Consider the following 24,045-nt stretch of genomic DNA (forward strand, 5'->3'; position numbering starts at 1 on the left):
TTTAGCCCCCAATAAGTTCGGAGTGATATTTTAAATTTCAAAATACTACTTTTGAGATATGAAATACAAGAAATGGAGTTTAGAGGAGAAACTAAAAATTCTGTCCTCATCTGAAGAATTAGGAACCGTTGAGACTTGCCGTAAATATAAGGTCAGTACGGCCACTTTCTATAGTTGGAAGAAGAAATTTGATAGCCAAGGCGAAGCAGGGTTAAAAGTCACCTATGACACTCGTAGCAAAGAATTAAAGCAAGCAGAAGAGGAAAATAGAATACTGCGTAAGCTTTTAAGTAACAAGGAAATTGAGTTGGAAGTCCAGCGTGAACTTTTAAAAAAAAAGTTTGGGACGTCCGATCCAAGAAAGATCTAGTAGATATGATTTATAACAAATATAAAATCAGTAAAACTAAGATAATTGATATGGTAGGAATGGTTCACAGTAGTTATTATCGTAAGCCAAGCTTAGGAAAAAAAGGGAACAAGCCTAGTAAGTACACCTATCATAGTAAGAAAGGATTAGTTACTCAGGATGTTGTTATCGATTCTGTAAAGACCATACTAAGTCACCCTTTTATAGATTGTGGCTACAGATTAATGACCTCTTATTTACAACGAGATGGTTATACTATAAACCATAAAAAGCTTTATAGAATAATGAAAGAAGCTAACCTATTGAAATTAGAAGACCGCATTGACAGAAGCGGTTCTGGACGCAAGTTTGTCAAGTTTAGAAAAGTAAAGACTTCAAAACCATTTGATTGTCTAGAAATGGACATAAAGATGGTTTGGATACCAAGTGCTGGTAAAAATGCGTATCTTTTATCTGTCATAGATGTTCATACGCGAAGAATATTAATAGACCTTTTTGCCTTTTCAATTAAACAGGCTCAAGTAATAGCATTGTTGTCTGAACTATTTATGAACTACCAGCATCCTGATAATGTTGTGATTAGAAGTGATAATGGTAGCCAGTTTATAGCGAAAAATGTAAGAGAATATTTAGGATTGATAGGTGTATCACAAGAATTTACACACGTCGCAACACCAGAAGAGAACGCTCATATTGAGGCTTATCACGGAATTTTAAAGAAAGAGGTTTTTCAAAGATTTGAATATAGAACCTTTGGTGAAATAGAAAAAATCCTGAAGGAATATGTGTTGTTTTACAACAACGAGAGGTTACATGGTTTATTGGGAAGAATAACACCAATGGAAAAATGGGAGGCAGATAAACACTTAATAAATACAGTAAAACAAAGTGCTTAGTGACTTAAAAAGTATGCCAAGTAAAGTTATTCTAATTTTTTTTGGGCCCATTCAAAAGGCCCAGAAAAAAAAATTGGAAATAACTTTACAGCTTAGTCAAAAATCGAAGAAAAAACCAAAAATGAATACTAATCGAAATTTAAAAGATTACTCTTGTTTTATAGGGGCTAAAACATAATCATCTAAGTTTAATTTATTAATCAGATTATATTTAGTTTGCCTTGCTTTCCATCTTTCTCGTGCAAATTTTTGCATATCTGTTACGGTGTCTTTTTCATCCACTATTTCGAGTCCAATTAATGTTTCAATGACATCTTCCATTGTTACAATTCCGTCTAAGCCCCCATATTCATCAACAATTAATGCTATATGTTCCTTTTTTTCTAATAATTTTTCCCATAAAGACAATAGTACAGTAGAATCAGGAAAAATCAATATCTCACGTTTAATATTCTTTAGTTTTAGTTCATGCTTGTCTTCAGCTAAATTTTCAAAAACTTCTTGCCTAAACACATAACCTGTAATGTTTTCCTCATTTTCAGAATAAATAGGTATTCTTGAAAATTTTAAAAAATCCTTACTTTTTAAGAATTCTTTTAGGAGCATATCTTCATTAGCAACAGCCACCACGACTCTTGGCGTTAATATATCTGTTACTTTTATGTTTTTAAGTTTGAGTATATTTTGAATAATTTTGTTTTCTTTTTCAGAAAATAGGCCTTCATCTGCTCCTATACTTGCTAAAGCTGCAATTTCTTCTCTACTTGTTGTGTGATCATTTTTATTGTTAGCAATCATTTTTGTAATAAATGCAGACATAATGACTAGCGGATAAGTAATAATAATCATTATTTTCATTGTGAAATATGAAAACTTAGCTAAGTTTCTCCAATATTTAGCACCAATTGTTTTAGGTATAATTTCGGTTATTACTAATATAAGTATAGTTAATACAGCAGAAACAATACCAAATGAAGCTTCCCCAAACACCTTAACCGCTTGAGCACCAACGCCAGCAGCTCCAATAGTATGTGCTACCGTGTTTAAGGATAAAATTGCTGAAAGAGGCTTATCAATAGTTAATTTTAGTTGTATAAAAGAACTAGCCCACTCATGTCCTTTGTCTTGTTTTACAAACAAAAAAGATTGAGGTGTAGAAAGAAGTACAGACTCCATAATAGAGCATAAAAACGAAACAAATAAGGCAAGGAATAAATAGGCAAGAAGTGTAATCATTTTTTTTCATCAAATATACGATTTTGGATCACATTTTTAGTTTTTTATATCTTCAAATTACTACCTTTATGCCTCAATTAATTTCAACTACCTTTTAATAAATGTTATTGATAAAAAATTAAACGAAATGCAAATGAAATATTTCTTACTGTTGTTTTTGATAGGGCTAGGTTTTGCTTGTAAAGAATCAACTTCCTCCAATTCAACTTCAGTGAAAAGAGCCAAAATTGAATTCAAAAAACAGGCCGAAATGAGTCTTTTTAATGAAGAGGGCGAACCCCTTACACAACTTGATTTAGAATTAGCAGAAACCCCATACGAACAAGAAACAGGCTTGATGTATCGCGAAAAAATGAATGATCATCAAGGCATGTTGTTTATTTATCAAGATGAAAGGCCACGCCCAAGTTTTTATATGAAGAACACAAAAATTGCGCTAGATTTAATCTATCTTGATAAGAATTTTAAGGTAGTAGATTTTAATTTAAATGCACGACCTTTAGATGAAAAATTACTTTCTTCTAAGCAGCCTTCGATGTATGTCTTGGAAGTTAATGCAGGCTTCGTTGAAAATCACAATGTAGAATTGGGTTCAATAGCTGAATTTAAGCGACTTTAAATTTGAAGTAGAAAACGTATTCAATCCTATAAATTTCAGTAAATTTGAAATTTTAAAAAACGACTTAAATTTGGGAGATAAAATAATCTTAGGAATCGAATCGTCTTGCGATGATACTTCAGCGGCTGTTTTTAAAAACAACATAAACTTATCCAACGTTATCGCATCTCAAAAAGTTCATCAAGCCTATGGCGGTGTAGTTCCAGAGTTGGCTTCGCGTGCACATCAGCAAAATATAGTTCCTGTGGTTCACCAAGCTTTAAAAGAAGCAAGACTTCAACTCAACGATTTAGACGCTATTGCTTACACTAAAGGCCCAGGTTTATTGGGCTCGCTTTTGGTAGGGGCTTCTTTTGCCAAATCCTTAGCCTACGCTTTAAATATTCCCTTAATTGAAGTCAATCACATGCAAGCTCATATTTTGGCTCATTTTATAGATGACGAAATTCAAAAAGCTCCTGATTTTCCATTTTTAGGCGTAACAATTAGTGGTGGTCATACTCAAATTGTTAAAGTTAAGCATTACTTTGACATGGAAGTGATTGGCGAAACACTAGACGATGCCATTGGTGAAGCTTATGATAAATGTGGGAAAATGCTAGGATTAGATTATCCCGCTGGCCCTCAGATCGATCAATTGGCTCGACTTGGAAATCCACATCAATTTCAGTTTTCAAAACCAAAAGTAAGCGACTTAAATTTTTCATTTAGTGGTCTTAAAACGGCTGTTTTGTATTTTCTTCAGCGAGAGCATCAAAAGAATTCAGCCTTTATACAAGAGAACCTAAATGATATCTGCGCCTCTTTTCAATATACAGTGGTGCAAATTTTAATGGATAAAATCTTCAAAGCAGTAAAGCAAACAGGTATTAAAAATGTGGCTATTGGTGGGGGAGTTTCAGCTAATTCTGCCATCAGGAAAGCACTACTTCAAGCAGAGGAGAAAGGAAAAATCAGGGCCTTTATTCCTAAATTTGAATACTGTACAGATAATGCTGGCATGATTGCTGTTGTTGGGTATTACAGTTTATTACAAAATAGAAAAGCTAATACTCCCACAGGAGCAAAAGCAAGATTACACTTAAATCAATTATAAATCACTTAGAACAAACTAAATATGAATCGATTTTTTTTACTTTCACTATTATTTTTCAATCTCGTTGCCGTTAGCCAACCTCTCTTATTTAATCAGCAACATAACGAAGCACTAGATTTTGGGCTTTCTGAAAAGGAAATTGAAGCATATAAATCTAAAGGCTACCTAGAGGTTTTTAATGAAAAAAAACACAATACCAAACTAGCTAAAAAATTATTCAATAAAAAAGTAGGAAAATCACACACCCAAAAAGGGAGAACTGAAAATACAATTTATACAGTTGTTGCAGAAGCTAAAAATAAACATTATCGAGTTGATTATATTTTTTTAGATGGTAATAAATATGATTACGAACAAATTCAGAAAATTAGAAAAAAAGTGAAGCAGCTGTTGGACGATGGAGTAAAATTTGAATCGGTTGCAAGACAATATTCTATGGATAGAAACTCAACTAGAGGAGGAGATTCTGGTTGGTTTAAAAAGGAAAAAACTACAGCTGACTTTTACAATGCTATTACCAATCCTAAGTATTTGGCTAATGAAACTTTTGAAATTGATTTGCCAGAGAAAAACTGGTATTATTTGGTAAGGAAAAATTATACACCTACTTCTTTAAATGAAATTTTAATTCTTGTAGAAAAAGAATCTTTACGTTAATGCAATTGTTTTTTCATCACATACAAGCCAAAGTACATGATGTATTTCAATTAGATGCTGAAGAATCAAGACATCTGATAAAAGTACTTCGAAAAAAAATAGGCGATGAGGTTCAGGTAACAAACGGGAAAGGTCAACTTTTAGAATGTGAAGTTAATACTGAAAACCCAAAAAAAGCGCAACTAAAAGTAATTCGCCTTGTTGATAAACCCAAACAAAGAGATTATTATCTGCACGTATATATTGCCCCCACAAAAACAAACGACCGTTTTGAGTTTTTTTTAGAAAAAGCAACCGAAATTGGCATTGATGAAATAACCCCCTTAGTTTGTGAACATTCTGAAAGAAAAAAAATTAAGTTAGTGCGTTACCAAAAAATTATAGTTAGCGCTATGAAGCAATCTCTACAATTTCATTTACCCAAATTAAACGATTTGACACTTTTTTCTGAAGCACTTCAACAAAGCAAAACAGGTGAGAATTATGTAGCTCATTGCGAAGAAGAGAAGCAAAAAAAGCTTTTATTTTCTGAATTGAATTCAGCTCCAGGTAAACGTATTAATATCTTAATAGGTCCTGAAGGAGACTTTTCTCCTAGCGAAATTAATCTTGCAAAATCGTATGATTTCACGCCCGTTTCCTTAGGAAAAAACCGACTTAGAACGGAAACAGCTGGTATTTTTGCCGTGCAGCAAGTAGCAACAAAATTTGAATCATGAAGAAAATACTTTTCCTTTTATTGATGATTTTTTCTATGTCGAATTTGTTTTCGCAAGAAATTGCCTTACTTAAATATCAAGGAGGTGGAGATTGGTACAGTAATCCTACTTCGCTCCCTAATTTAATAGCTTTTTCTAATGAAACTATAGGAACACAAATTGCTTCACAACCAGCTACAGTTGAAACCTCTAGTCCAGCAATTTTTGAGTATCCATTTGTACACATGACAGGACACGGAAATGTTTATTTTTCTGATGAAGATGCAAAAAACTTAAGAGATTATCTTTTAAGCGGAGGTTTTTTGCACGTTGACGATAATTATGGAATGAATTCTTATTTTAGAGAAGCCATTAAGAAGGTTTTTCCTAATCAAGAATTAACCGAACTTCCTAAAAGCCATCCTATTTTTAATCAATTTTTCGAATTTCCTAATGGGTTACCTAAAATCCATGAACATGATGCTAAACCACCTCAAGCCTTCGGATTATTTGACAAAGATAGATTGATTCTTCTATTTACTTATGAATCTGACTTAGGCAATGGATGGGAAGACCAAGAAGTACACCAAGACCCAGAAGAAGTTAGGTTAAAAGCTTTAAAAATGGGAGCTAATATTTTACACTTTGTTTTTACTCAAAACTAATGAATTTGCAACTCAGCCACGAAGAAACCCCAAGTCTAGTCGCTAAACAAGAGGTTATTGTTAATGCTTCATTGATTACCTCACCAGCTAATTTGGGAAGTGTATTTAGAATTGCAGAAGCTTTTGGCGTAAAGGAAATCTATTTGTTAGAAAATCAGCAGGATTTAATAGAAAGCAACCGATTTAAAAGAGTTTCAAGAAGTACAGAAAAACAGATTACAGTTACCTATTTAAAAAGCTTAGAAGATTGTTTTCTTAGTAAAAGTAAAGTTCATTTTACTCCCATAGGAATAGAGCTTACCGATTCAGCCATTCCAATTCACCACTATAACAATCATTCTTCAGTTCAACTATTTGTAGGTAATGAACGTACAGGAATTCCTAATCAAATTATTCACTACTTATCAGAAACCTACTACATTCCTATGTATGGAAAAAATTCAAGCATAAATGTCGCACAGTCTTTAGGAATAGCACTTTTTCAAATTAGGGCTTTAGAAATTTGAAACACTTGACTTAATTTTTTCATTTATTGTTCATAAAAACAGTAATTCAGGAAGGAAAACTATTTTGTTTAACTTTTTAACTTAGTTTTTTGAACACAAAACTAAAATCTATTTTATTTTTGAATTGTTAAACAATATTATGAGGAATATTAAACAAAATTTCAGCATTAAAGATTTAGAACTGCTTAGTGGTATCAAAGCGCATACGATAAGAATGTGGGAAAAAAGATACGGAATCTTAAATCCTGACCGAACAGATTCAAACATTAGAACCTATGATATTTCTGGGCTTCAGAAAATTTTAAATGTTGCTTTCTTGAATGAAAACGGCTATAAAATTTCTAGAATTTCAGAAATGAACAATAATGAAGTTTCTGATTTAGTGCAGCGAATTACCACAAGCAAAAGCAATTATGACCGAGCAATTAAGTCGTTTAAAGTGGCTATGATGAACTTTGATCAGCCCTTATTTTTAAAAACTTATGAAGGCTTAACTAGTAAAAAGACTTTTCAGGAGATTTTTAATGACGTTTTTATTCCTTTAATGTATGAAATAGGAATACTCTGGCAAGCAGGTACAATTTCTCCTGCTCATGAGCAATTTATAACTAACTTAGTGAAGCAAAAATTGTTTATTAATATTGAAATGCTTCAGGTTAGTCAGCCTTCAAGAGATGATCGTGTTTTTGTATTGTTTTTACCTGAGGAAGAAATACATGATATAGGTCTTTATTATTTAAACTACGAATTATTAGCTTACGGTTATAAAGTTATATTTTTAGGCCATAGTTTACCTTTAGAGGATTTAGATTTTCTGTCAACGCTTTATGATGAGGTTACTTTTGTTACTTATCTCACCGTAAAGCCTGATAATGTAGAGGATTTAGTAGAAAAACTACACCAAAAAACAATAACTAACACAAATAGTGAATATTGGCTTTTAGGAAGAAAAGCAAAGGAATTAATCAACTTAGAGTTCAAGCTTCCTAGTGGAGTTTTGGCTTTTAAAGACATCAATCAACTTACACGCAACTTATAATGACAAAAAAAATTGCAATAATAGGATCCGGCTTTTCTTCTTTAGCGGCGGCTTCATATCTAGCTAAAGACGGAGCTGAAGTACATGTTTTTGAAAAAAATGAAAGCATTGGCGGAAGAGCTAGACAATTTAAAGCCAATGGTTTTACTTTTGATATGGGACCTTCCTGGTATTGGATGCCAGACGTTTTTGAACGCTTTTTTAATGATTTTGGTAAGTCGGCTTCAGATTACTATACCCTAGACAAACTTGACCCTGCTTATACTGTATATTTTGGTAAAGATGAAGCCATAAAAATAGGCGATAATCTAGAAAAAATCTATCAAGTATTTGAAGAAAAAGAAAAAGGAGGAGCTACAAAATTGAAAAAGTTTATTGATGAAGCTAGCGATAATTATGACATTGCCATTAAAGATTTGGTGTATAAACCAGGGCTTTCTCCATTAGAATTGGTCACCCCTAAAACCATTCAAAAATTAGGTCAGTTTTTTGGTAATATATCGAAAGACGTAGATCGAGAATTTGAAAATGAACAGTTAAGGCAAATTTTGAAATTTCCAGTATTATTTTTAGGTGCAAAGCCATCAGCCACTCCTTCGTTCTATAATTTTATGAATTTTGCCGATTTTGGATTAGGTACTTGGCACCCCAAAGGTGGTTTTTTTGAAGTTATTGCTGCTATGGAAAAATTAGCAAATTCTTTAGGTGTAACTATTCAGACCAAGGCAAATATAGATGAAATTTTAGTTAAAAATAATGCAGCTGTAGGGGTAAAAGTAAATGGAGAAGAAAAACACTTTGATGTAGTTTTATCAGGAGCCGATTACCACCATACCGAAACCTTATTACCCAAAGAATTTAGACAATATTCTGAAGATTATTGGAAGAAAAAAGTGTTCGCTCCTTCTTCTTTGCTTTTTTACCTAGGTGTAGATAAAAAAATTGACGGGCTAAGTCATCATAATTTATTTTTTGATACCGACTTTGAACAACATGCCAAAGAAATTTACACCGACCCAAAGTGGCCAACTGCTCCGCTTTTTTATGCAAATTTTACTTCAAAATCAGATCCTAATACCGCGCCAGAAGGGATGGAGAATGCCTTTTTTCTAGTTCCCCTTGCACCAGGACTTGAAGATACGCAAGACTTAAGGGATGAGTATTTCGAGAAAATAATGTTAAGATTTAAGCAAATTACAGGGGTAGATATAAAAGATAATATTATATTTCAACGAAGTTTTTGTGTGAATGATTTTATCAATGATTATAACTCTTATAAAGGTAACGCTTACGGAATGGCTAATACATTATTACAAACAGCTTTCTTAAGACCAAAGCTGAAAAGCAAAAAACTAAAAAACATGTTTTTTACCGGACAATTAAGTGTTCCAGGACCTGGCGTTCCACCTTCCCTAATTTCAGGTAAATTGGTGGCTCAACTCATTCAAAAACAATAAAAAGAAAAAATATTGCTATGAAATCACTTTTTGATGATGTGTCAAGAAATTGTAGTGAAAAAGTAACTAATGCTTACAGCACTTCTTTTTCTATTGCAACAAAATTATTGTCTCCAAGTATTCGTCAAGATATTTACAATATCTACGGATTTGTAAGGTTTGCCGATGAAATTGTGGACACATTTCACAATTATAATAAAGAAGAGCTTTTCCTTCGTTTTGAAAATGATTTAAATCACGCTATTGAACACCAAATAAGTTTAAATCCAATTTTAAATTCTTTTCAAGAAACTGTTCATAAGTATAAGATTTCATCCGACTTGTATGAAGCTTTTATGGATTCTATGCGCAAAGATTTATATAAATCTGAATACACAACTAAAGAAGATTACGAAAACTATATTTACGGAAGCGCTGATGTAGTTGGTTTAATGTGTCTAAAAGTTTTTGTGAACGGAGATGATGCTATGTACAATCAGCTTAAAGATGATGCTAAAAGTTTAGGATCCGCTTTTCAAAAGGTAAATTTTCTAAGAGATTTAAAAGCCGATTACGAAATTTTGAGCCGATCTTATTTCCCCAATGCGAATTTGGAACAATTAGATGAAGCTACTAAAATTGAAATTATTGAAGAAATTGAAGCCGATTTTGCAAAAGGTTATCGAGGAATTGTACAACTTCCAGTAGAAGCTAAGTTAGGTGTTTATACTGCATATATTTATTATTTGCGCTTGCTCAAAAAGCTTAAATCTACTCCTTCATTAGAAATTAAAAATACACGAATAAGGGTTCCTAACTATGAAAAAGCTGGGCTTTTGGCGCGTTCATTTATTTCATGTAGATTAAACTTACTATAACTATAGATTATGGAAATTTTAATTTGGATAGGTATATTCTTGACTTGTTTTGTTGCTATGGAATTTATGGCTTGGTTTACGCATAAATATATAATGCATGGTTTTTTATGGGTACTTCATAAAGATCATCACAGAAAAGACCACAAATCATGGTGGGAAAGAAATGATGCCTTTTTTATATTTTATGCAGCCATAAGTATGTTCTTCTTTATGTCTGGCCTTGTTCCTTACGGAAGTGCCATTGGAGGTGGAATAGCCCTTTATGGTTTTACTTACTTTATGGTACATGATATTTTTATTCACCAACGAATAAAAATATTCAAAAAAGCCAATCATTGGTATGCTAAAGCTATTAGAAGAGCTCATAAAATTCATCATAAACAACTTGGTAAAGAAGATAGTGAATGCTTTGGAATGTTAGTTCCACCGCTGCGCTTTTTTAAGAATAAATAAACTTATGAACCCACCAACTGCGCTTATTATTGGTGCTGGAATTGCTGGTATAGCAACTTCTTTGCGCCTTACTAAACTTGGTTATCAGGTACAAGTTTTTGAAAGCAATCCTCACACAGGAGGAAAACTGCATGCTATTAAACAAGATGGATACCGTTTTGATTTAGGCCCCTCACTTTTTACTATGCCACATTTAGTTGATGAATTATTTCAACTTTTTGATGAAGAACCTTCAGCATATTTCAACTACATTAAGAAGGAAAATTTATGCAATTACTTCTGGGAAGATGGAACAAAATTTCAAGTAAAAGAAAGTTTGCCTAGCTTCATAAATGATGCAAGTTTGGTATTTGACGAACCTAAATCAAACATTAAAGCTTATTTAGATAGGAATAAACTGAAATACGATTTAACACAAGAGTTGTTCTTAAAAAAATCGCTTCATAAGACTAAAACCTACCTGTCAGCCAACACTTTAAAGGCAATAGCTCAGGTTAACAAGTTACATCTTTACGAAAGCCTAGACCAAACCAATCAACGATACTTTACAAATCCAAAACTTATTCAACTATTTAATCGCTATGCTACGTACAACGGATCTTCTCCTTTTCAAACTCCAGGCATTATGTCAATGATTTCGCACCTTGAAATGTATTTTGGTACTTTTTATCCCGTAGGAGGTATGCATGAGATTTCACAATCTTTAACTCGTTTTGCAGAAAATCAAGGCGTAGTTTTTCACTTAAATGCAAAAGTAGATGAAATTGTAACCGATACTAAAAAGGTAAATGGATTAAAAGTAAATAATCAATTTTATGAGGGTGATATAGTAGTTTCAAACATGGATATTTTTAGTAGTTATTCCAGTTTATTGAAAACAGCTATACAACCCAAAAAAACACTAAATCAAGAGCGTTCAAGCTCAGCGTTGATTTTTTATTGGGGAATAAAAAAAGAATTTCCAGAATTAGATTTGCATAATATTTTATTCTCTGAAGATTATCAAGCAGAGTTTGAAGCTATTTTTAATGAAAAGGAAATTTACGAAGATCCTACAATTTATATTAATATTACCTCAAAAGAAGATAAATCAGATGCACCAAGTGATGCCGAAAACTGGTTTGTAATGATTAATGTACCTGCCAACTATGGACAAGATTGGATGCAAATTAGAAAAAAACTAAGAAAACAGGTAATTGCTAAAATTAATAGGATATTAAATACTGACCTAGCTCCTTTAATTGAATCGGAGTACGTTTGGGATCCTGTAGAGATTGAAAAATCAACTTCCTCACATCGGGGTTCTCTCTATGGTGCTTCAAGTAATGACCAAATGGCCGCTTTTTTAAGACATCCAAATTTTTCTAAGCAATACAATAACCTCTTTTTTTGCGGAGGCTCAGTTCACCCAGGTGGGGGAATTCCTTTGTGTTTGTTGTCTTCTAAAATTGTAAGCGATTGTGTTTCTGATTTAAAATTGACCTATGCTTAATCAAAAGACACTTCACTACATTGCCATTTTTATTCTTTGGCTTTTTCATGTTTCTGGAATTTTAGGTATTACTTTTGGTAATCGCAATTGGTTTGTTGAACGAACTGGACTTAACTTATTAGTGACAGTTTTGGTACTCATCTTCTTCTTTAAAATCGATACATTTAAAAAAATATTTTTATTTATTGGCTTGGGTATAGCTGGGGTTTTCTTTGAATATTTAGGCGTTAATTACTCATTGCTCTTTGGCGATTATGAATATGGCGAAAATTTGGGTACTAAAATAGGAGGTGTTCCCATTTTTATTGGAGTTAACTGGGCTTTATTAACCTATATTTCTGGGGCTGTTGCTAATAAAATCCATGCCAATTGGTTGCTAAAGGCACTTATAGGAACAGGTTTAATGCTACTTCTAGACTTTTTAATGGAAAAAACAGCACCTATCTTCGACTTTTGGAAGTTTGAAGGTGGTATAGCTCCATTGTCTAATTACACAGCCTGGGCAATTATTGCTTTTGGATTTAATTGTATCTTCCAACTTTTTAAAGTTAAAGGTAACTTCCAAATAAGTTTGCATATATTTTTGGTTCAATTAGTCTTTTTTAGCTATTTCTATGCCTACTACTAAAAAAACATATATCATTATTGGCGCTGGAGCCTCTGGATTGCATTTAGCTATGCAAATGGCTTCGTCCCATTTTTTTAGTCAGCACCAAATAATTATTTTGGAAAAGGAAGCTAAAAAACAGGCCGATAAAACTTGGAGTTTCTGGGAAAAAGGGCAAGGAAAATGGGATCACATTACCAAAAAACAATGGGAACTAGGCGATATCTATGCTCAGGGAAAACGAGTGGAAATGAATTTGAATCCTTACCGTTACAAAACCATTTCGTCTTTAGATTTTTATAATGAAGCTAAAAAAGAGCTGTCTAATTTTCAGCACATTTCCTGGAGGCAGGAAGAAGTGCTAGAGGTAGAATATTCAGCAAGTTCAGTTAAAGTAATTACCCATCAAGATAAGTATGAAGCCGATTATATTTTTGATAGTCGTTTACCTGAATTAAATCGCATTAAGTCTTCAGATAGCAATTTAATTTACCAACATTTTTTAGGCTGGGAAATTAAAACAGAACAACCCGTTTTTGATCCAGATTGCTTCACTATGATGGATTACCGAATTAAAGATGGAGACACCACAAGTTTTACTTATGTTTTACCTTACTCATCAACCAAAGCTTTAGTTGAATTTACTTATTTTTCGCCTCAAATAGTTACCACCGAAGTTTATGAAAATCATTTGATTAAGTATATCAAAGAAATTTTGAAGCTGAAGGACTTTGAGGTTCTATCAAAAGAACAAGGAGTAATTCCAATGACTACATTTCCTTTTGAAAAAGACCATAAAGAACAATTACAAAAAATAGGAACAGCAGGAGGTTGGGTAAAAGCTTCAACAGGTTATTCATTTAAAAATTCAGAGAGAAAATCACAGGAAATTGTCCATTTGATAAGTTCTGGAAAGTCACCCCAAAAACTTCATCAGGCTTTTAAATACCGTCATTATGATGATATTTTTTTAGATGTCCTCCAGCATAAAAACGAGCTAGGTGAAAAAGTCTTTTACCAACTTTACGGTAAAAATGATATTCAAACCTTATTCCGATTTTTAGATAACGAAAGTAGTTTTGCAGACGACTTAAAAATTATTAGTTCCGTTACCTCCATGGCTTTTATCCAAGCATTTGGAAATCATTTGAGACGATTTTTTTAAACTTCTTATCTCGTTGTCTTATATTTTGACTATTTTATTGCAAATTTCAAAGTAATGAAAATATTAAACGCAAAAGAATTAGCTGAAGTTGATGCTTTTACCATGAACTCACAAAGCTTATCTGATTGGGAATTAATGGAACGCGCTTCTAGTAGAGCGTTTTTAGAAATTCTAAAAAAAATTAATCCTGAAAAGGATTTTGTTTACATCTTTTGTGGAACAAGTAACAATGGTGGAGACGGATTAGCACTTGCTAGAATGCTTAATCAAAAACAAGTAAAAATAAGAGTTTTTGAAGTAGCTTACTCCAGCTCAACATCAAAAGCTTATCAAAAAAACATAAAGTTTTTAAAAGAAAACAGAATTCAAATTAATACCGTTCAAAATCAGAATGAAATACCAGATTTAAATCCTGCAACTTGCATTATAGATGCTATTTTTGGTGTGGGTTTGAACCGAAGAATGCCGGGTTTTATTCAAGAGTTGGTAAAGAAAATCAACTTGACAGAAGCCTTTAAAATTTCTATTGATGTTCCATCGGGTATGTACTTAGAACAATCAATTGAAACGGATGAAGAGTTTGTGATTTCTGATTTATGTTTAACTTTCCAACTACCAAAATTGCCATTTTTATTACCAGAAACAGGTCATTATGTAGAAAATTTTAAGCTCATTGATATTGGACTTTCAGAAGAAAAAATCAAGCAAACTAAAACGCCATATAATTATATTACCACATCTGATGTTTCTTCAATTTTAAAAAAACGAGCTAAATTTTCTCATAAAGGAAGTTTTGGTAATGCTTTATTAATAGGAGGATATGAGGGAATGTGGGGAAGTGTGATCATGACAACACAGGCCTGTTTAAGAAGTGGTGCGGGTAAAGTTTATACGCATCTTGATAAAACTGGCAGATTGGTCTTAGCACAGCATGCACTTGAGTCAATTTATATTCAAAATTGTCCGAAAGCTTTAAAATCAAATCCTAATTGGAATGCAATTGGAGTAGGGATGGGGTTAGGATTATCAAACAATGCAGTTCAACTGATGGAAGAAGTATTAGCGCATCAACCCAAACGGTTACTTTTAGATGCCGACGCCATTAATTTACTCAGCAAGCAAAAAAACTGGTTGAAATTATTACCTAAAAACTCTGTTTTAACTCCACACATAGGAGAGCTTAAGCGACTTGTTGGTGAGTGGGACAATGATTTTGATAAGCTTAATAAAGCAAAGCAATTTTGTAAAACTTATCAAGTTGTTCTTATCATAAAAGGAGCGCATACTTGCATTTGCGATGGAACGAATTTTTATTTTAACTCTTCAGGAAACCCAGGACTAGCAAAAGCCGGAAGTGGAGATGTCTTAGCTGGAGTTATAACTGCACTTTTAGCACAAAACTACAAGGTTTTAGAGGCGTGTCAATTAGGTGTTTATCTACATGGCGTAGCTGCAGATTTAGCCCTTGAATCCTTTAGTGAACATAGTCTTATAGCCACTGATGTTATTTCCTATTTAGGTAAAGCTTTTCAGTTGCTCGAATCAAAAATCGATTAAAATTTCTTATTTTCGCAATCGTTTTATTAAGATTTTTATATAAAAAATTGAACAAGGACTATGCAAAAAGAAACCCATTATATTGACACTTCTGTAATTGATATTCGAGACATTTATTATATACTTGAACAAGACAAAAAGTTGGCTTTGAGTGAAGAGGCAAAGTTAAATATACAAAAAGCACGAACTTTTTTAGATGAAAAACAAGATTTAGAATCAACCCCTGTTTATGGAATTAACACAGGATTTGGTTCTTTGTGTAATATCAAAATTTCTGACAATAAACTATCTCAATTACAAGAGAACTTGGTTTTGTCTCATGCCTGTGGTACAGGAAACAAAGTAAAAACCAAGATTGTAAAGCTTATGCTATTATTGAAAATTCAATCTCTGAGTTATGGAAATTCAGGAATTTCTTTGGCCGTCATAGAACGCTTAATTGAATTTTACAATCATAATGTTTTACCTGTAATTTACGAACAAGGTTCTTTGGGAGCATCAGGAGATTTAGCTCCTTTAGCTCATCTTTCTTTGCCTTTGTTAGGCGAAGGAAATGTTAATTACCAAGGTAAAGAAATGACTTCTGCTGAAGCTTTAGAAAAGTTAAGTTTAACTCCCTTAAAGCTTCAATCTAAAGAAGGTCTGGCTCTGTTAAACGGTACTCAATTTATGAGTGCTCATGCAGTTTATGCTTTAATTGAAACCTTTAAAATCTCACATTTATCAGATCATATTGCTTGTGTATCTTTAGATGCATTTGATTGTAATATGTCGCCTTTTGATCCGCTAGTACACGAAGTAAGGCCTCACCGTGGCCAAATTAAAACTGCTCAACGCATTCTTGACTTATTAGCTGGAAGTGAAATAGCTAAAGTTGAGAAGAAAAATGTACAAGACCCTTATTCATTTAGATGTATTCCACAAGTTCATGGAGCTAGTAAAGACACGTTTCATTTTGTTTATCAAACGGTAAAGACCGAAATTAACTCGGTAACAGATAATCCCAATATTTTTGTAAAAGACAACAAAATTATATCAGGTGGTAATTTTCATGGTCAGCCAATAGCTTTGCCTATGGATTATCTAGCTATAGCACTTTCTGAATTAGGCAATATTTCTGAACGAAGAACTTATCAATTAGTTTCAGGTTTACGTGGCTTACCAGATTTTTTAGTAAATAATCCGGGTTTAAACTCTGGATTTATGATTCCTCAATATACCGCAGCTAGTATTGTAAGTCAGAATAAGCAATTGTGTTCACCCGCTTCGGTAGATTCAATTGTGTCTTCTAATGGACAAGAAGACCATGTAAGTATGGGCGCAAATGCTGCAACAAAACTTGTAAAAGTCGTTGAAAACACTAAACAAATATTAGCCATAGAATTATTTAATGCTTCCCAAGCATTATATTTTAGAGAACCTTTAAAGTCGTCTTCAAAAATTCAAGAATTTGTTGAAGCGTTTAGAAAAAAAGTTGAGATTGTAAAAGAGGACAAATTAATGGCTGATGAAATGCGTAAAGCACTTCACTTTATTGAAAATTACACATTTGATTATGATATTTTTAAGCTATGATAGTTTTGTTACACAATAATCAGATATTTGCATACCTATTAAAAACATAAATACTAGAAAATCATGAAAAAAATTAGTTCCGTTTTATTATTGAGTTTAGTATCCATTTTACTTATTGGCTGCTCACAAAAAATTATTTTTCCTGTGTCTAAGGTTATACCTTCAGCAGATGCAGTAGCTAAAATAAAAAAAGACAAGAATAATAACTATCAAATAGATTTGGAAGTTAAAAACCTTACCAGTCCAGACCGTTTAAGTCCGCCAAGGTTGATGTATGTAGTTTGGATAAAAACAGACAAAGACACTATTAACTTAGGACAGCTTAAGAGTAGTAAAAGTATGTTTTCTTCTTCTAGAAATGCTTCTATGACAACTACTACACCCCACAAACCTTCGTATTTTATGATTACTGCTGAAGACCAAGCAAACAATAAACATCCAGGATTACAGGTGGTCTTAGAATCAAGTGTTGAAGACAATTAAGCCAAAACACTTTTATTAAAAAACCCGAAGTAATAAGGCTACTTCGGGTTTTTTGTTTTTTAGGAGATTCTATCTTAAGATTTAAAAAGAGGTCGATTTGTCATCATTTCATGTACTTGTAATTTTATTTTTGCTAATAAAGCTTCATCTTTATGATTCATTATTGCTTGGTCAATTAGTTGTACAACGTCTTTCATTTCACTTTTTATTAAGCCCCTTGTAGTAATTGCAGGTGTCCCTATTCTTATCCCTGAAGTAACAAAAGGTGAACGTTCATCAAATGGAACCATGTTTTTGTTCACAGTAATTCCAGCCTTTCCAAGTGCCTCTTCAGCTTCCTTACCAGTAATATTTTTATTACTTAAGTCGATAAGCATCATATGATTATCAGTTCCTCCTGAAATAATTCCATAATTAAGCTCCATAAAAGCTTTTGCCATAGCATGTGCATTTTCAATTACTTGCTTTTGATAAACCAAGAAACTATCTTCAAGCGCTTCCCCAAAGGCAACAGCTTTAGCTGCAATTATATGTTCTAAAGGGCCTCCTTGATTACCTGGAAATACGCCACTATCCATCAAGCTAGACATTTTTTTTAGTTTACCATTTTTTAATTTCAAACCAAATGGGTTCTCAAAATCTTCGCCCATCATAATAATGCCACCACGGGGTCCTCGTATTGTTTTATGGGTAGTAGAGGTTACGATGTGGCAATGGGGTAGGGGGCTTTGCAGTAATCCCTTTGCAATTAATCCAGCGGGATGCGCCATGTCTGCAAGTAATAACGCATTTACTTCATCAGCTATTTCTCTAAATTTTTTATAATCAATTTCTCTTGAATAAGCTGAAGCTCCGGCAATAATCAATTTAGGCTTTTCTTTTAGTGCTTGTTCTCTAACTTGATTGTAATCAATTCTGCCAGTTTCTTTATCAACTCCGTAAAAAACAGGATGATATAATTTTCCTGAAAAATTCACTGGAGAACCGTGGGTTAAATGTCCACCGTGAGCCAAATCAAAACCCAAAATTTTATCGCCTGGTTTTAAAATCATAGAAAAAACTGCAGTGTTGGCCTGTGAGCCTGAATGTGGTTGAACATTTGCATAAGCTGCACCAAACAATTGCTTAAGTCTATCTTTTGCTAAATTTTCAACTTCATCAACTACTTCACACCCACCGTAATACCTTTTCCCTGGATAGCCTTCAGCATACTTATTGGTTAATACAGAACCTGCTGCTGCCATAACATCATCGCTTGCAAAATTCTCACTAGCAATAAGTTCTAGACCATTTCGTTGACGTTCCTCTTCTTTTTTTATTAAATTAAATATTTCAATATCTCTAGCCATATTTTTAATTCGTTAAATATGCTTCAAAAGTATGAAATGTATTCTTTAAATTCACGTAAAATTATATATTTGAGAATTCATTATAACAATTTAATCAATAAATCAACAAATATGCCATTAAAAGCTAATGACCCCAATAGAAAAACTTGGATAGAAATTACTGAAAACAGTGATTTCCCTATACAAAACATACCGTTTGGAGTATTTTTAACTCGAGATGATATAGTTACCATTGGAACACGAATTGGAGATACTGCCATTGATTTAGGTGCTTTACATCAATTAGGCTATTTTAAAGGAATACCACTTACTGATGATATCTTCCTTCAAGATACGCTTAATGATTTTATTGCCGATGGTAGAAAAACTTGGCGTGCAGTAAGAGACCGTATTGCTGAAATTTTTGATGAAAACAATGTAACTTTAAAAAATAACAAAGAACATAGAACAAGAGTTCTTTTTACTTTGGATGAAATTGAAATGCAAATGCCTGTTCAAGTAGGTGATTATACCGATTTTTACTCAAGTAAAGAACATGCTACAAATGTTGGAACGATGTTTAGAGATCCAGATAATGCTTTGTTGCCTAACTGGCTTCATATACCTGTTGGCTATCATGGAAGAAGTTCTTCGATAATTCCTAGCGGAATACCTATTCACAGACCTCAAGGCCAAAAACTACCCCAAGGTGCTGATGAACCAATTTTTGGTCCTTCACGTTTATTAGATTTTGAACTAGAAATGGCATTTATTACTACCGATTCTAATCAACTTGGTGAACCAATTCCTATTGAGGAAGCCGAAAGTTATATTTTTGGAATGGTTTTGTTTAATGATTGGAGTGCAAGAGATATTCAAAAATGGGAATATGTGCCGCTGGGTCCATTTTTAGCCAAGAATTTTGCTTCTTCAATTTCTCCTTGGATTGTTACTCTAGATGCGCTAGAGCCCTTTAGAGTGGAGGGGCCGAAACCTGAAAAAGAGCTTTTACCATATTTACAAACTTCAGGGAAGAAAAGTTTTGATATCAACCTTGAAGTAGGTATTACCCCTCAAAAAGGGGAAGAAACAATTGTTTCAAAATCTAATTTTAAATACATGTATTGGAACATGAGTCAGCAGTTGGCTCATCATACAGTAAATGGATGTCCTATTAATAGTGGTGATATGTTAGCTAGTGGAACAATTTCAGGACCAACTCCAGACTCTTATGGCTCTATGTTAGAATTATCTTGGAGAGGTTCTAAGCCAATCAAATTAAAGAATGGTGAAGAGCGAAAGTTTATTGAAGATTATGATAAAGTAACAATGAGAGGATTTTGCCAGAATCATCAATCAAGAATTGGATTTGGAGAAGTCTCTACTGAAGTTCTACCAGTTTTTAAGCCTAAAAAGTAACCTAGTGCGAGTTTATATGAAAAGTCCAAGTCAATAGTATTTTGTCTTGGACTTTTTCTTATTTTACAACTTATGAAGAAGCAATTAAGGAGCATATATAAACGACTATATTCTATCAAACTTGTTAAAGTAGTTGTTGATTCTATTAAGGATTTTATAAATAATGATTCATCAAGTTTTGCAGCTGCAACAGCCTTTTATACAATTTTTAGCTTGCCTGCTTTTTTTGTAATCATTCTAAATATAGGTTCTTATTTCTATAATGAATCAGAGGTTAAAAACGAGCTCTTTATTCAAATAGAAAATTTAGCAGGTAAAGAGGCGGTTAGTAGCATTGAAGATATCTTAGAGAACTTCACTTTAGACGATACTAGTTTTGCTTCATACCTAATTGCAGTTGGGGTCATTTTGTTTAGTGCTACTACTGTTTTTGTAAGTTTGCAAAGAGGAATTAATCACATTTGGCATTTAAAAACTAGGCCAAGTACAGGAATTTTAAAGCAGGTTTTTGATCGCCTTTGGAGTTTTTCTGTGGTTTTTTCGCTTGGTTTTATTTTAGTTATTTCATTGCTTTTGGAAACAATCATCACTCTAGTTTTAACCCGGTTTAAATTTATTTTTGAAAACTTAAACATCAATCTAACAAGTTTTGTTCAAATTTTAGTTGCTCAACTAGCCACAATAGTTATTTTTACAGTAATGTATAGGATTTTACCTGATGCTAAAGTAAAATGGAAAGACACATGGATTGGTGCTGTAATCACTTCTGTTCTTTTTGCTCTCGGTAAATATGGTATTGGAATTTATATGGGAAGCTCTGATTTTGGAAGCACATACGGAGCGGCAGGCTCTTTGGTGATTTTACTAATCTGGGTGTATTATTCAGTTTTAATTTTCTTATTTGGTGGTCAGGTTACTTACTATATAGCCAATTACTATGGAACTAATGTAAAACCAAAAAAATCAGCTATGCGAGTTGAGTTAAGAGCGCTTAAAGAAGAAGATGACTAATTACCTAAATACAGACCAGTCGAGTTTTAAGGAGAATATATTAGAATACAAAGCCACACTTTGATCACCTATATCTGTGAACGCATAATCAATTTGAATTCCATTATAGCGAAAACCAACTCCAAAATTAGGTTGAAACCCCATTGCGGTTCCGCCGCCTAATTGTTCTACTTCCTGAAAATTTCCTACACCACCTCGTAAAAAAACCATTTTGGTATAATTAACTTCAAAACCAACAGCTGGTGTAGCACTTAAGTTACTAGAAGAAATAAGGTCATTGGTTTGAGCAAATCTAAAATCCAGATTTACTGCAGTGGTTAATCCAAAATCTTTAGATAAATCAAAATTCTTGGCTACTCCCATTTGAAGTTTAGGAAGTGTAATTTCAGTAGTTTCTGGACGTTCTTGGTTTTGTCCTTCCACAGCATCACTAATGGTTTCAAATTCAGCCTCATTAATTGTCCAAGTATTATAAGTTGTAGTAATATCTCTTGCCATTGCGCCAAATTTCCACTTGCCTGTGCGGTATTGAATACCTACATCAAAACCAAATCCCCAAGCATCAGCAAATTCTCCTATAACTTTTCTAATTACCTTTGCATTAGCACCTAAATTCAATCCCTCAATGCCTGTTTTTCTGGAATAGGTTAGTGCAAAAGCATAATCTGCTGTAGAAAAAAGGCTGATTCGGTCGTAATCAATATTCCCTTGACTATCAATAAGCTGAGTAGTGTTCATAATGTCATCTACACCAAATCTAATCATGCTTAAGCCTACTGCTGAATTTTCATCAATGGGCATTGCTCCAGCCACGTAATTATAAGTAGCAATATTTGCAAAATAATTAGCATGCATAGCGGCAAACTGATTGTCTTCAATATGAACCAATCCAGCTGGATTCCAATAGACCGAGTTAACGTCTTCAGTTGAAGCTGTTACGGCATTAGCCATTCCAAAAGCTGCAGCATCAACACCTATATTTAAAAATTCATTAGAATATTTTCTAACACTTTGACCGTAAGTAACTATTACGAAAAGAAAGGTTAATAAAAAATACGATTTTTTCAAAGTAAAAAGATTTTGACAAATATGCTATATATTTACAATATTAAAAACTTATTTTGCATTGTATTATTGTATGAATGCAAAAATAATGTAAAAATGAAGAAACATATTCCTAACTTGATTACAAGTTTAAATTTAGTATGTGGAGGAATTGCCTGTATATTTATCCTTGATGGAGATTTTCTAATTGCTTCAATTTTGGTTTTAATTGGAATTTTCTTTGATTTCTTTGACGGATTAGCCGCAAGAATGCTTAATGTTTCTTCAGCTTTAGGTTTACAATTAGATTCTTTAGCAGATTTGGTTACTAGTGGCTTAGTACCTACCTTAGGCGTTTACTTCATGTTAAATGAATTAATTACTGAAAAACAGCCTTCTCAAATTGAATTTTACTTCCCTTATTTGGCCTTTCTCATTTTGATTGGTTCAGCTTACCGATTGGCTAAATTTAATATTGATTCGCGGCAAACCTCAGCATTTATAGGATTACCAACACCTTCAAACGCTTTATTAGTCCTATCCATTTTATTGGTTATTCGCTATCAAGAAGAATTTGTGTTTCACTCTATTATAGCCAATTCGTATTTTTTAATTTTACTCTCAATTGGTAGCCTGTTTCTGTTGAACATGGAAGTAACTTTATTTGGCTTAAAGTTTAAAAGTCTAAAGCTTCAAGAAAATTGGTACAGGTACTTCATCCTTATTTTAGCTTTAGCACTAATTGGTTTGTTTGCATATTTGGGTGTGTTTTTAAGCATTATAGCTTATATTATTTTGTCTGTTTTCATTCCTAAAGAATCAACTATTACTAAATAGCTAAACTTAAGCGATACTGGTTAGGAGTTATTCCTTCTGTTTTTTTGAAAATTCGATTAAAATAACTTGAGCTGTTGAATCCTGCAAGTTCAGCAATTTCCACTATTTTTTTGTTGGAATTTCTAATTAATTTTTTCGCAAACTTAATGCGTTCAGTATTTAAATAATCAATAGGAGTTTCTCCAAAGGTGTTTTTAAATTTCTTGTAAAAGTTAGACGTACTCATACAGGCCTTTTCAGCTAAACTATCTACGGAAATATTTTCTTTAAAGTGTTCTCTAATATACTTTACTATAAAAGCCATTCTGTTGTTATCAAATAAAGAAGAAGTCTCTTTAATTAATGTAAGTTTAGCTTTAGTTTGCAGTAATCGAACAATTAATTCTTTAATCATAATATCTAGTAGTGCATCTTTAGCTTTGTTAGTCTGAATAAAGGTATTCATTAAACGTTGAATTAAAAACTCAATGTTTGGGTCGTTGGCTAGATGGCAAGTTTGAGAGTTAAGTTGAAGGGGAATTTGTTCATCACCTAAAATTTCTGTCAAACTTTGATACATATTTACAGTTTCCTCAATTTTTTGATTATCAATACCTAAGGCTAGACATTGTGTAGGATTATTTAAAGTTGCTTCTGGAAAATCGATGATCATTTTTTTATTTGAAGGTAATACAACCGATTCACCAGGAAGAAAATCAAAACGCTTTAAATCTTCTAAATGCATGATTTTTTTGCCAGAAATCATACTTGCTAGAATAGGAAAATCAAATTTTAGGTAAACCCCCTCGGCTTTCTGATGTGTTTCATAAATATTTAGCTCTGCAAATTCAGCACCATAAACTGTTCTGTTTTCAACTAAAGTCTCAATTTTTCGAAGTGATTGATGGGTTTTTAAAAGATCTTTCACATTGTATATTTTTAAATTGATAGAATTGTACACCCTAAAAATAGAATAATTAAATTTTTTAGCAAATTAAA

Annotated in this window: 25 protein-coding genes; 21 read left to right on the forward strand and 4 right to left on the reverse strand. The window is 32.8% G+C overall.

Annotated features, from left to right (window positions below):
* The first annotated feature begins 58 nt into the window (after positions 1–58).
* Together G7034_RS04415 and G7034_RS04420 are read left to right on the forward strand one after the other, a co-directional pair.
* Positions 59–370, forward strand: coding sequence for a transposase (locus G7034_RS04415; RefSeq protein WP_166399759.1), 312 nt, complete (start codon positions 59–61; stop codon positions 368–370).
* A 50-nt stretch (positions 371–420) separates the two neighbouring features.
* A complete protein-coding gene (locus G7034_RS04420) occupies positions 421–1,266 on the forward strand; it encodes an IS3 family transposase (protein WP_246166746.1) in 846 nt (281 codons plus the stop codon).
* A gap of 147 nt (positions 1,267–1,413) precedes the next feature.
* On the opposite strand, the gene G7034_RS04425 is transcribed toward G7034_RS04420, so the two are convergent.
* Positions 1,414–2,502 carry a CNNM domain-containing protein gene (locus G7034_RS04425; protein ID WP_166399761.1) on the reverse strand — a complete coding sequence of 363 codons (1,089 nt, stop codon included), beginning with the start codon at positions 2,500–2,502 and terminating at the stop codon, positions 1,414–1,416.
* A gap of 133 nt (positions 2,503–2,635) precedes the next feature.
* Between G7034_RS04425 and G7034_RS04430 the strand changes: the two genes are divergently transcribed.
* The 16 genes from G7034_RS04430 to G7034_RS04505 all read left to right on the forward strand — a co-directional run bounded on the left by G7034_RS04430 (position 2,636) and on the right by G7034_RS04505 (position 17,428).
* Positions 2,636–3,121 (forward strand): DUF192 domain-containing protein, encoded by a 486-nt coding sequence (locus tag G7034_RS04430; protein ID WP_166399762.1) that lies wholly within the window; start codon positions 2,636–2,638, stop codon positions 3,119–3,121.
* 70 nt (positions 3,122–3,191) lie between these two features.
* Positions 3,192–4,217, forward strand: coding sequence for a tRNA (adenosine(37)-N6)-threonylcarbamoyltransferase complex transferase subunit TsaD (gene tsaD / locus G7034_RS04435; protein ID WP_166399763.1), 1,026 nt, complete (start codon positions 3,192–3,194; stop codon positions 4,215–4,217).
* 21 nt (positions 4,218–4,238) lie between these two features.
* Positions 4,239–4,874, forward strand: a complete 636-nt coding sequence (locus tag G7034_RS04440) for a peptidylprolyl isomerase (RefSeq protein ID WP_166399764.1) — start codon at positions 4,239–4,241, stop codon at positions 4,872–4,874.
* Positions 4,874–5,593 (forward strand): 16S rRNA (uracil(1498)-N(3))-methyltransferase, encoded by a 720-nt coding sequence (locus tag G7034_RS04445; protein WP_166399765.1) that lies wholly within the window; start codon positions 4,874–4,876, stop codon positions 5,591–5,593. The genes G7034_RS04440 and G7034_RS04445 overlap by 1 nt, the downstream gene beginning before the upstream one ends.
* Positions 5,590–6,237, forward strand: a complete 648-nt coding sequence (locus G7034_RS04450; protein WP_166399766.1) for a DUF4159 domain-containing protein — start codon at positions 5,590–5,592, stop codon at positions 6,235–6,237. The genes G7034_RS04445 and G7034_RS04450 overlap by 4 nt, the downstream gene beginning before the upstream one ends.
* Positions 6,237–6,743, forward strand: coding sequence for a TrmH family RNA methyltransferase (locus G7034_RS04455; RefSeq protein WP_166399767.1), 507 nt, complete (start codon positions 6,237–6,239; stop codon positions 6,741–6,743). The genes G7034_RS04450 and G7034_RS04455 overlap by 1 nt, the downstream gene beginning before the upstream one ends.
* Before the next feature lie 139 nt (positions 6,744–6,882).
* Complete coding sequence (locus G7034_RS04460) at positions 6,883–7,782, forward strand: MerR family transcriptional regulator (protein ID WP_166399768.1); 900 nt, start codon at positions 6,883–6,885, stop codon at positions 7,780–7,782.
* Complete coding sequence (locus G7034_RS04465) at positions 7,782–9,239, forward strand: phytoene desaturase family protein (RefSeq protein ID WP_166399769.1); 1,458 nt, start codon at positions 7,782–7,784, stop codon at positions 9,237–9,239. The genes G7034_RS04460 and G7034_RS04465 overlap by 1 nt, the downstream gene beginning before the upstream one ends.
* Before the next feature lie 17 nt (positions 9,240–9,256).
* The gene (locus G7034_RS04470) at positions 9,257–10,096 is read left to right on the forward strand and encodes a phytoene/squalene synthase family protein (RefSeq protein WP_166399770.1); all 840 of its coding nucleotides are present in this window, start codon (positions 9,257–9,259) and stop codon (positions 10,094–10,096) included.
* A gap of 9 nt (positions 10,097–10,105) precedes the next feature.
* The gene (locus tag G7034_RS04475; protein WP_166399771.1) at positions 10,106–10,549 is read left to right on the forward strand and encodes a sterol desaturase family protein; all 444 of its coding nucleotides are present in this window, start codon (positions 10,106–10,108) and stop codon (positions 10,547–10,549) included.
* Between the two features lie 4 nt (positions 10,550–10,553).
* Positions 10,554–12,041, forward strand: coding sequence for a 1-hydroxycarotenoid 3,4-desaturase CrtD (gene crtD, locus G7034_RS04480; RefSeq protein WP_166399772.1), 1,488 nt, complete (start codon positions 10,554–10,556; stop codon positions 12,039–12,041).
* A complete protein-coding gene (locus tag G7034_RS04485) occupies positions 12,034–12,669 on the forward strand; it encodes a carotenoid biosynthesis protein (protein ID WP_166399773.1) in 636 nt (211 codons plus the stop codon). Before crtD ends, G7034_RS04485 begins: the two co-directional genes overlap by 8 nt.
* Positions 12,656–13,813 (forward strand): lycopene cyclase family protein, encoded by a 1,158-nt coding sequence (locus G7034_RS04490; protein WP_166399774.1) that lies wholly within the window; start codon positions 12,656–12,658, stop codon positions 13,811–13,813. The genes G7034_RS04485 and G7034_RS04490 overlap by 14 nt, the downstream gene beginning before the upstream one ends.
* 54 nt (positions 13,814–13,867) lie before the next feature.
* Positions 13,868–15,370 carry an NAD(P)H-hydrate dehydratase gene (locus G7034_RS04495; protein ID WP_166399775.1) on the forward strand — a complete coding sequence of 501 codons (1,503 nt, stop codon included), beginning with the start codon at positions 13,868–13,870 and terminating at the stop codon, positions 15,368–15,370.
* Between the two features lie 60 nt (positions 15,371–15,430).
* A complete protein-coding gene (hutH, locus tag G7034_RS04500) occupies positions 15,431–16,945 on the forward strand; it encodes a histidine ammonia-lyase (RefSeq protein ID WP_166399776.1) in 1,515 nt (504 codons plus the stop codon).
* Between the two features lie 63 nt (positions 16,946–17,008).
* Positions 17,009–17,428: a hypothetical protein gene (locus tag G7034_RS04505; protein ID WP_187349860.1), complete on the forward strand. Its 420-nt coding sequence runs from the start codon at positions 17,009–17,011 to the stop codon at positions 17,426–17,428.
* Between the two features lie 74 nt (positions 17,429–17,502).
* Here the strand turns inward: G7034_RS04505 and G7034_RS04510 are convergent, their stop codons facing one another.
* The gene (locus tag G7034_RS04510; protein ID WP_166399777.1) at positions 17,503–18,777 is read right to left on the reverse strand and encodes a serine hydroxymethyltransferase; all 1,275 of its coding nucleotides are present in this window, start codon (positions 18,775–18,777) and stop codon (positions 17,503–17,505) included.
* A 111-nt stretch (positions 18,778–18,888) separates the two neighbouring features.
* Between G7034_RS04510 and fahA the strand changes: the two genes are divergently transcribed.
* Together fahA and G7034_RS04520 are read left to right on the forward strand one after the other, a co-directional pair.
* Positions 18,889–20,175, forward strand: a complete 1,287-nt coding sequence (gene fahA, locus G7034_RS04515) for a fumarylacetoacetase (RefSeq protein WP_166399778.1) — start codon at positions 18,889–18,891, stop codon at positions 20,173–20,175.
* A 72-nt stretch (positions 20,176–20,247) separates the two neighbouring features.
* Positions 20,248–21,186: a YihY/virulence factor BrkB family protein gene (locus G7034_RS04520; protein ID WP_166399779.1), complete on the forward strand. Its 939-nt coding sequence runs from the start codon at positions 20,248–20,250 to the stop codon at positions 21,184–21,186.
* Here the strand turns inward: G7034_RS04520 and G7034_RS04525 are convergent, their stop codons facing one another.
* Positions 21,187–22,254 carry a putative type IX sorting system protein PorV2 gene (locus tag G7034_RS04525; RefSeq protein ID WP_166399780.1) on the reverse strand — a complete coding sequence of 356 codons (1,068 nt, stop codon included), beginning with the start codon at positions 22,252–22,254 and terminating at the stop codon, positions 21,187–21,189.
* Between the two features lie 93 nt (positions 22,255–22,347).
* On the opposite strand from G7034_RS04525, the gene G7034_RS04530 reads away from it, so the two are divergent.
* A complete protein-coding gene (locus tag G7034_RS04530; RefSeq protein ID WP_166399781.1) occupies positions 22,348–23,067 on the forward strand; it encodes a CDP-alcohol phosphatidyltransferase family protein in 720 nt (239 codons plus the stop codon).
* On the opposite strand, the gene G7034_RS04535 is transcribed toward G7034_RS04530, so the two are convergent.
* Positions 23,060–23,974, reverse strand: a complete 915-nt coding sequence (locus tag G7034_RS04535; protein ID WP_166399782.1) for an AraC family transcriptional regulator — start codon at positions 23,972–23,974, stop codon at positions 23,060–23,062. The two genes, G7034_RS04530 and G7034_RS04535, sit on opposite strands and share 8 nt — an antisense overlap.
* Positions 23,975–24,045: the final 71 nt, after the last annotated feature.

The sequence above is a fragment of the Psychroflexus maritimus genome, assembly GCF_011089875.1.
Lineage (GTDB): Bacteria > Bacteroidota > Bacteroidia > Flavobacteriales > Flavobacteriaceae > Psychroflexus > Psychroflexus maritimus.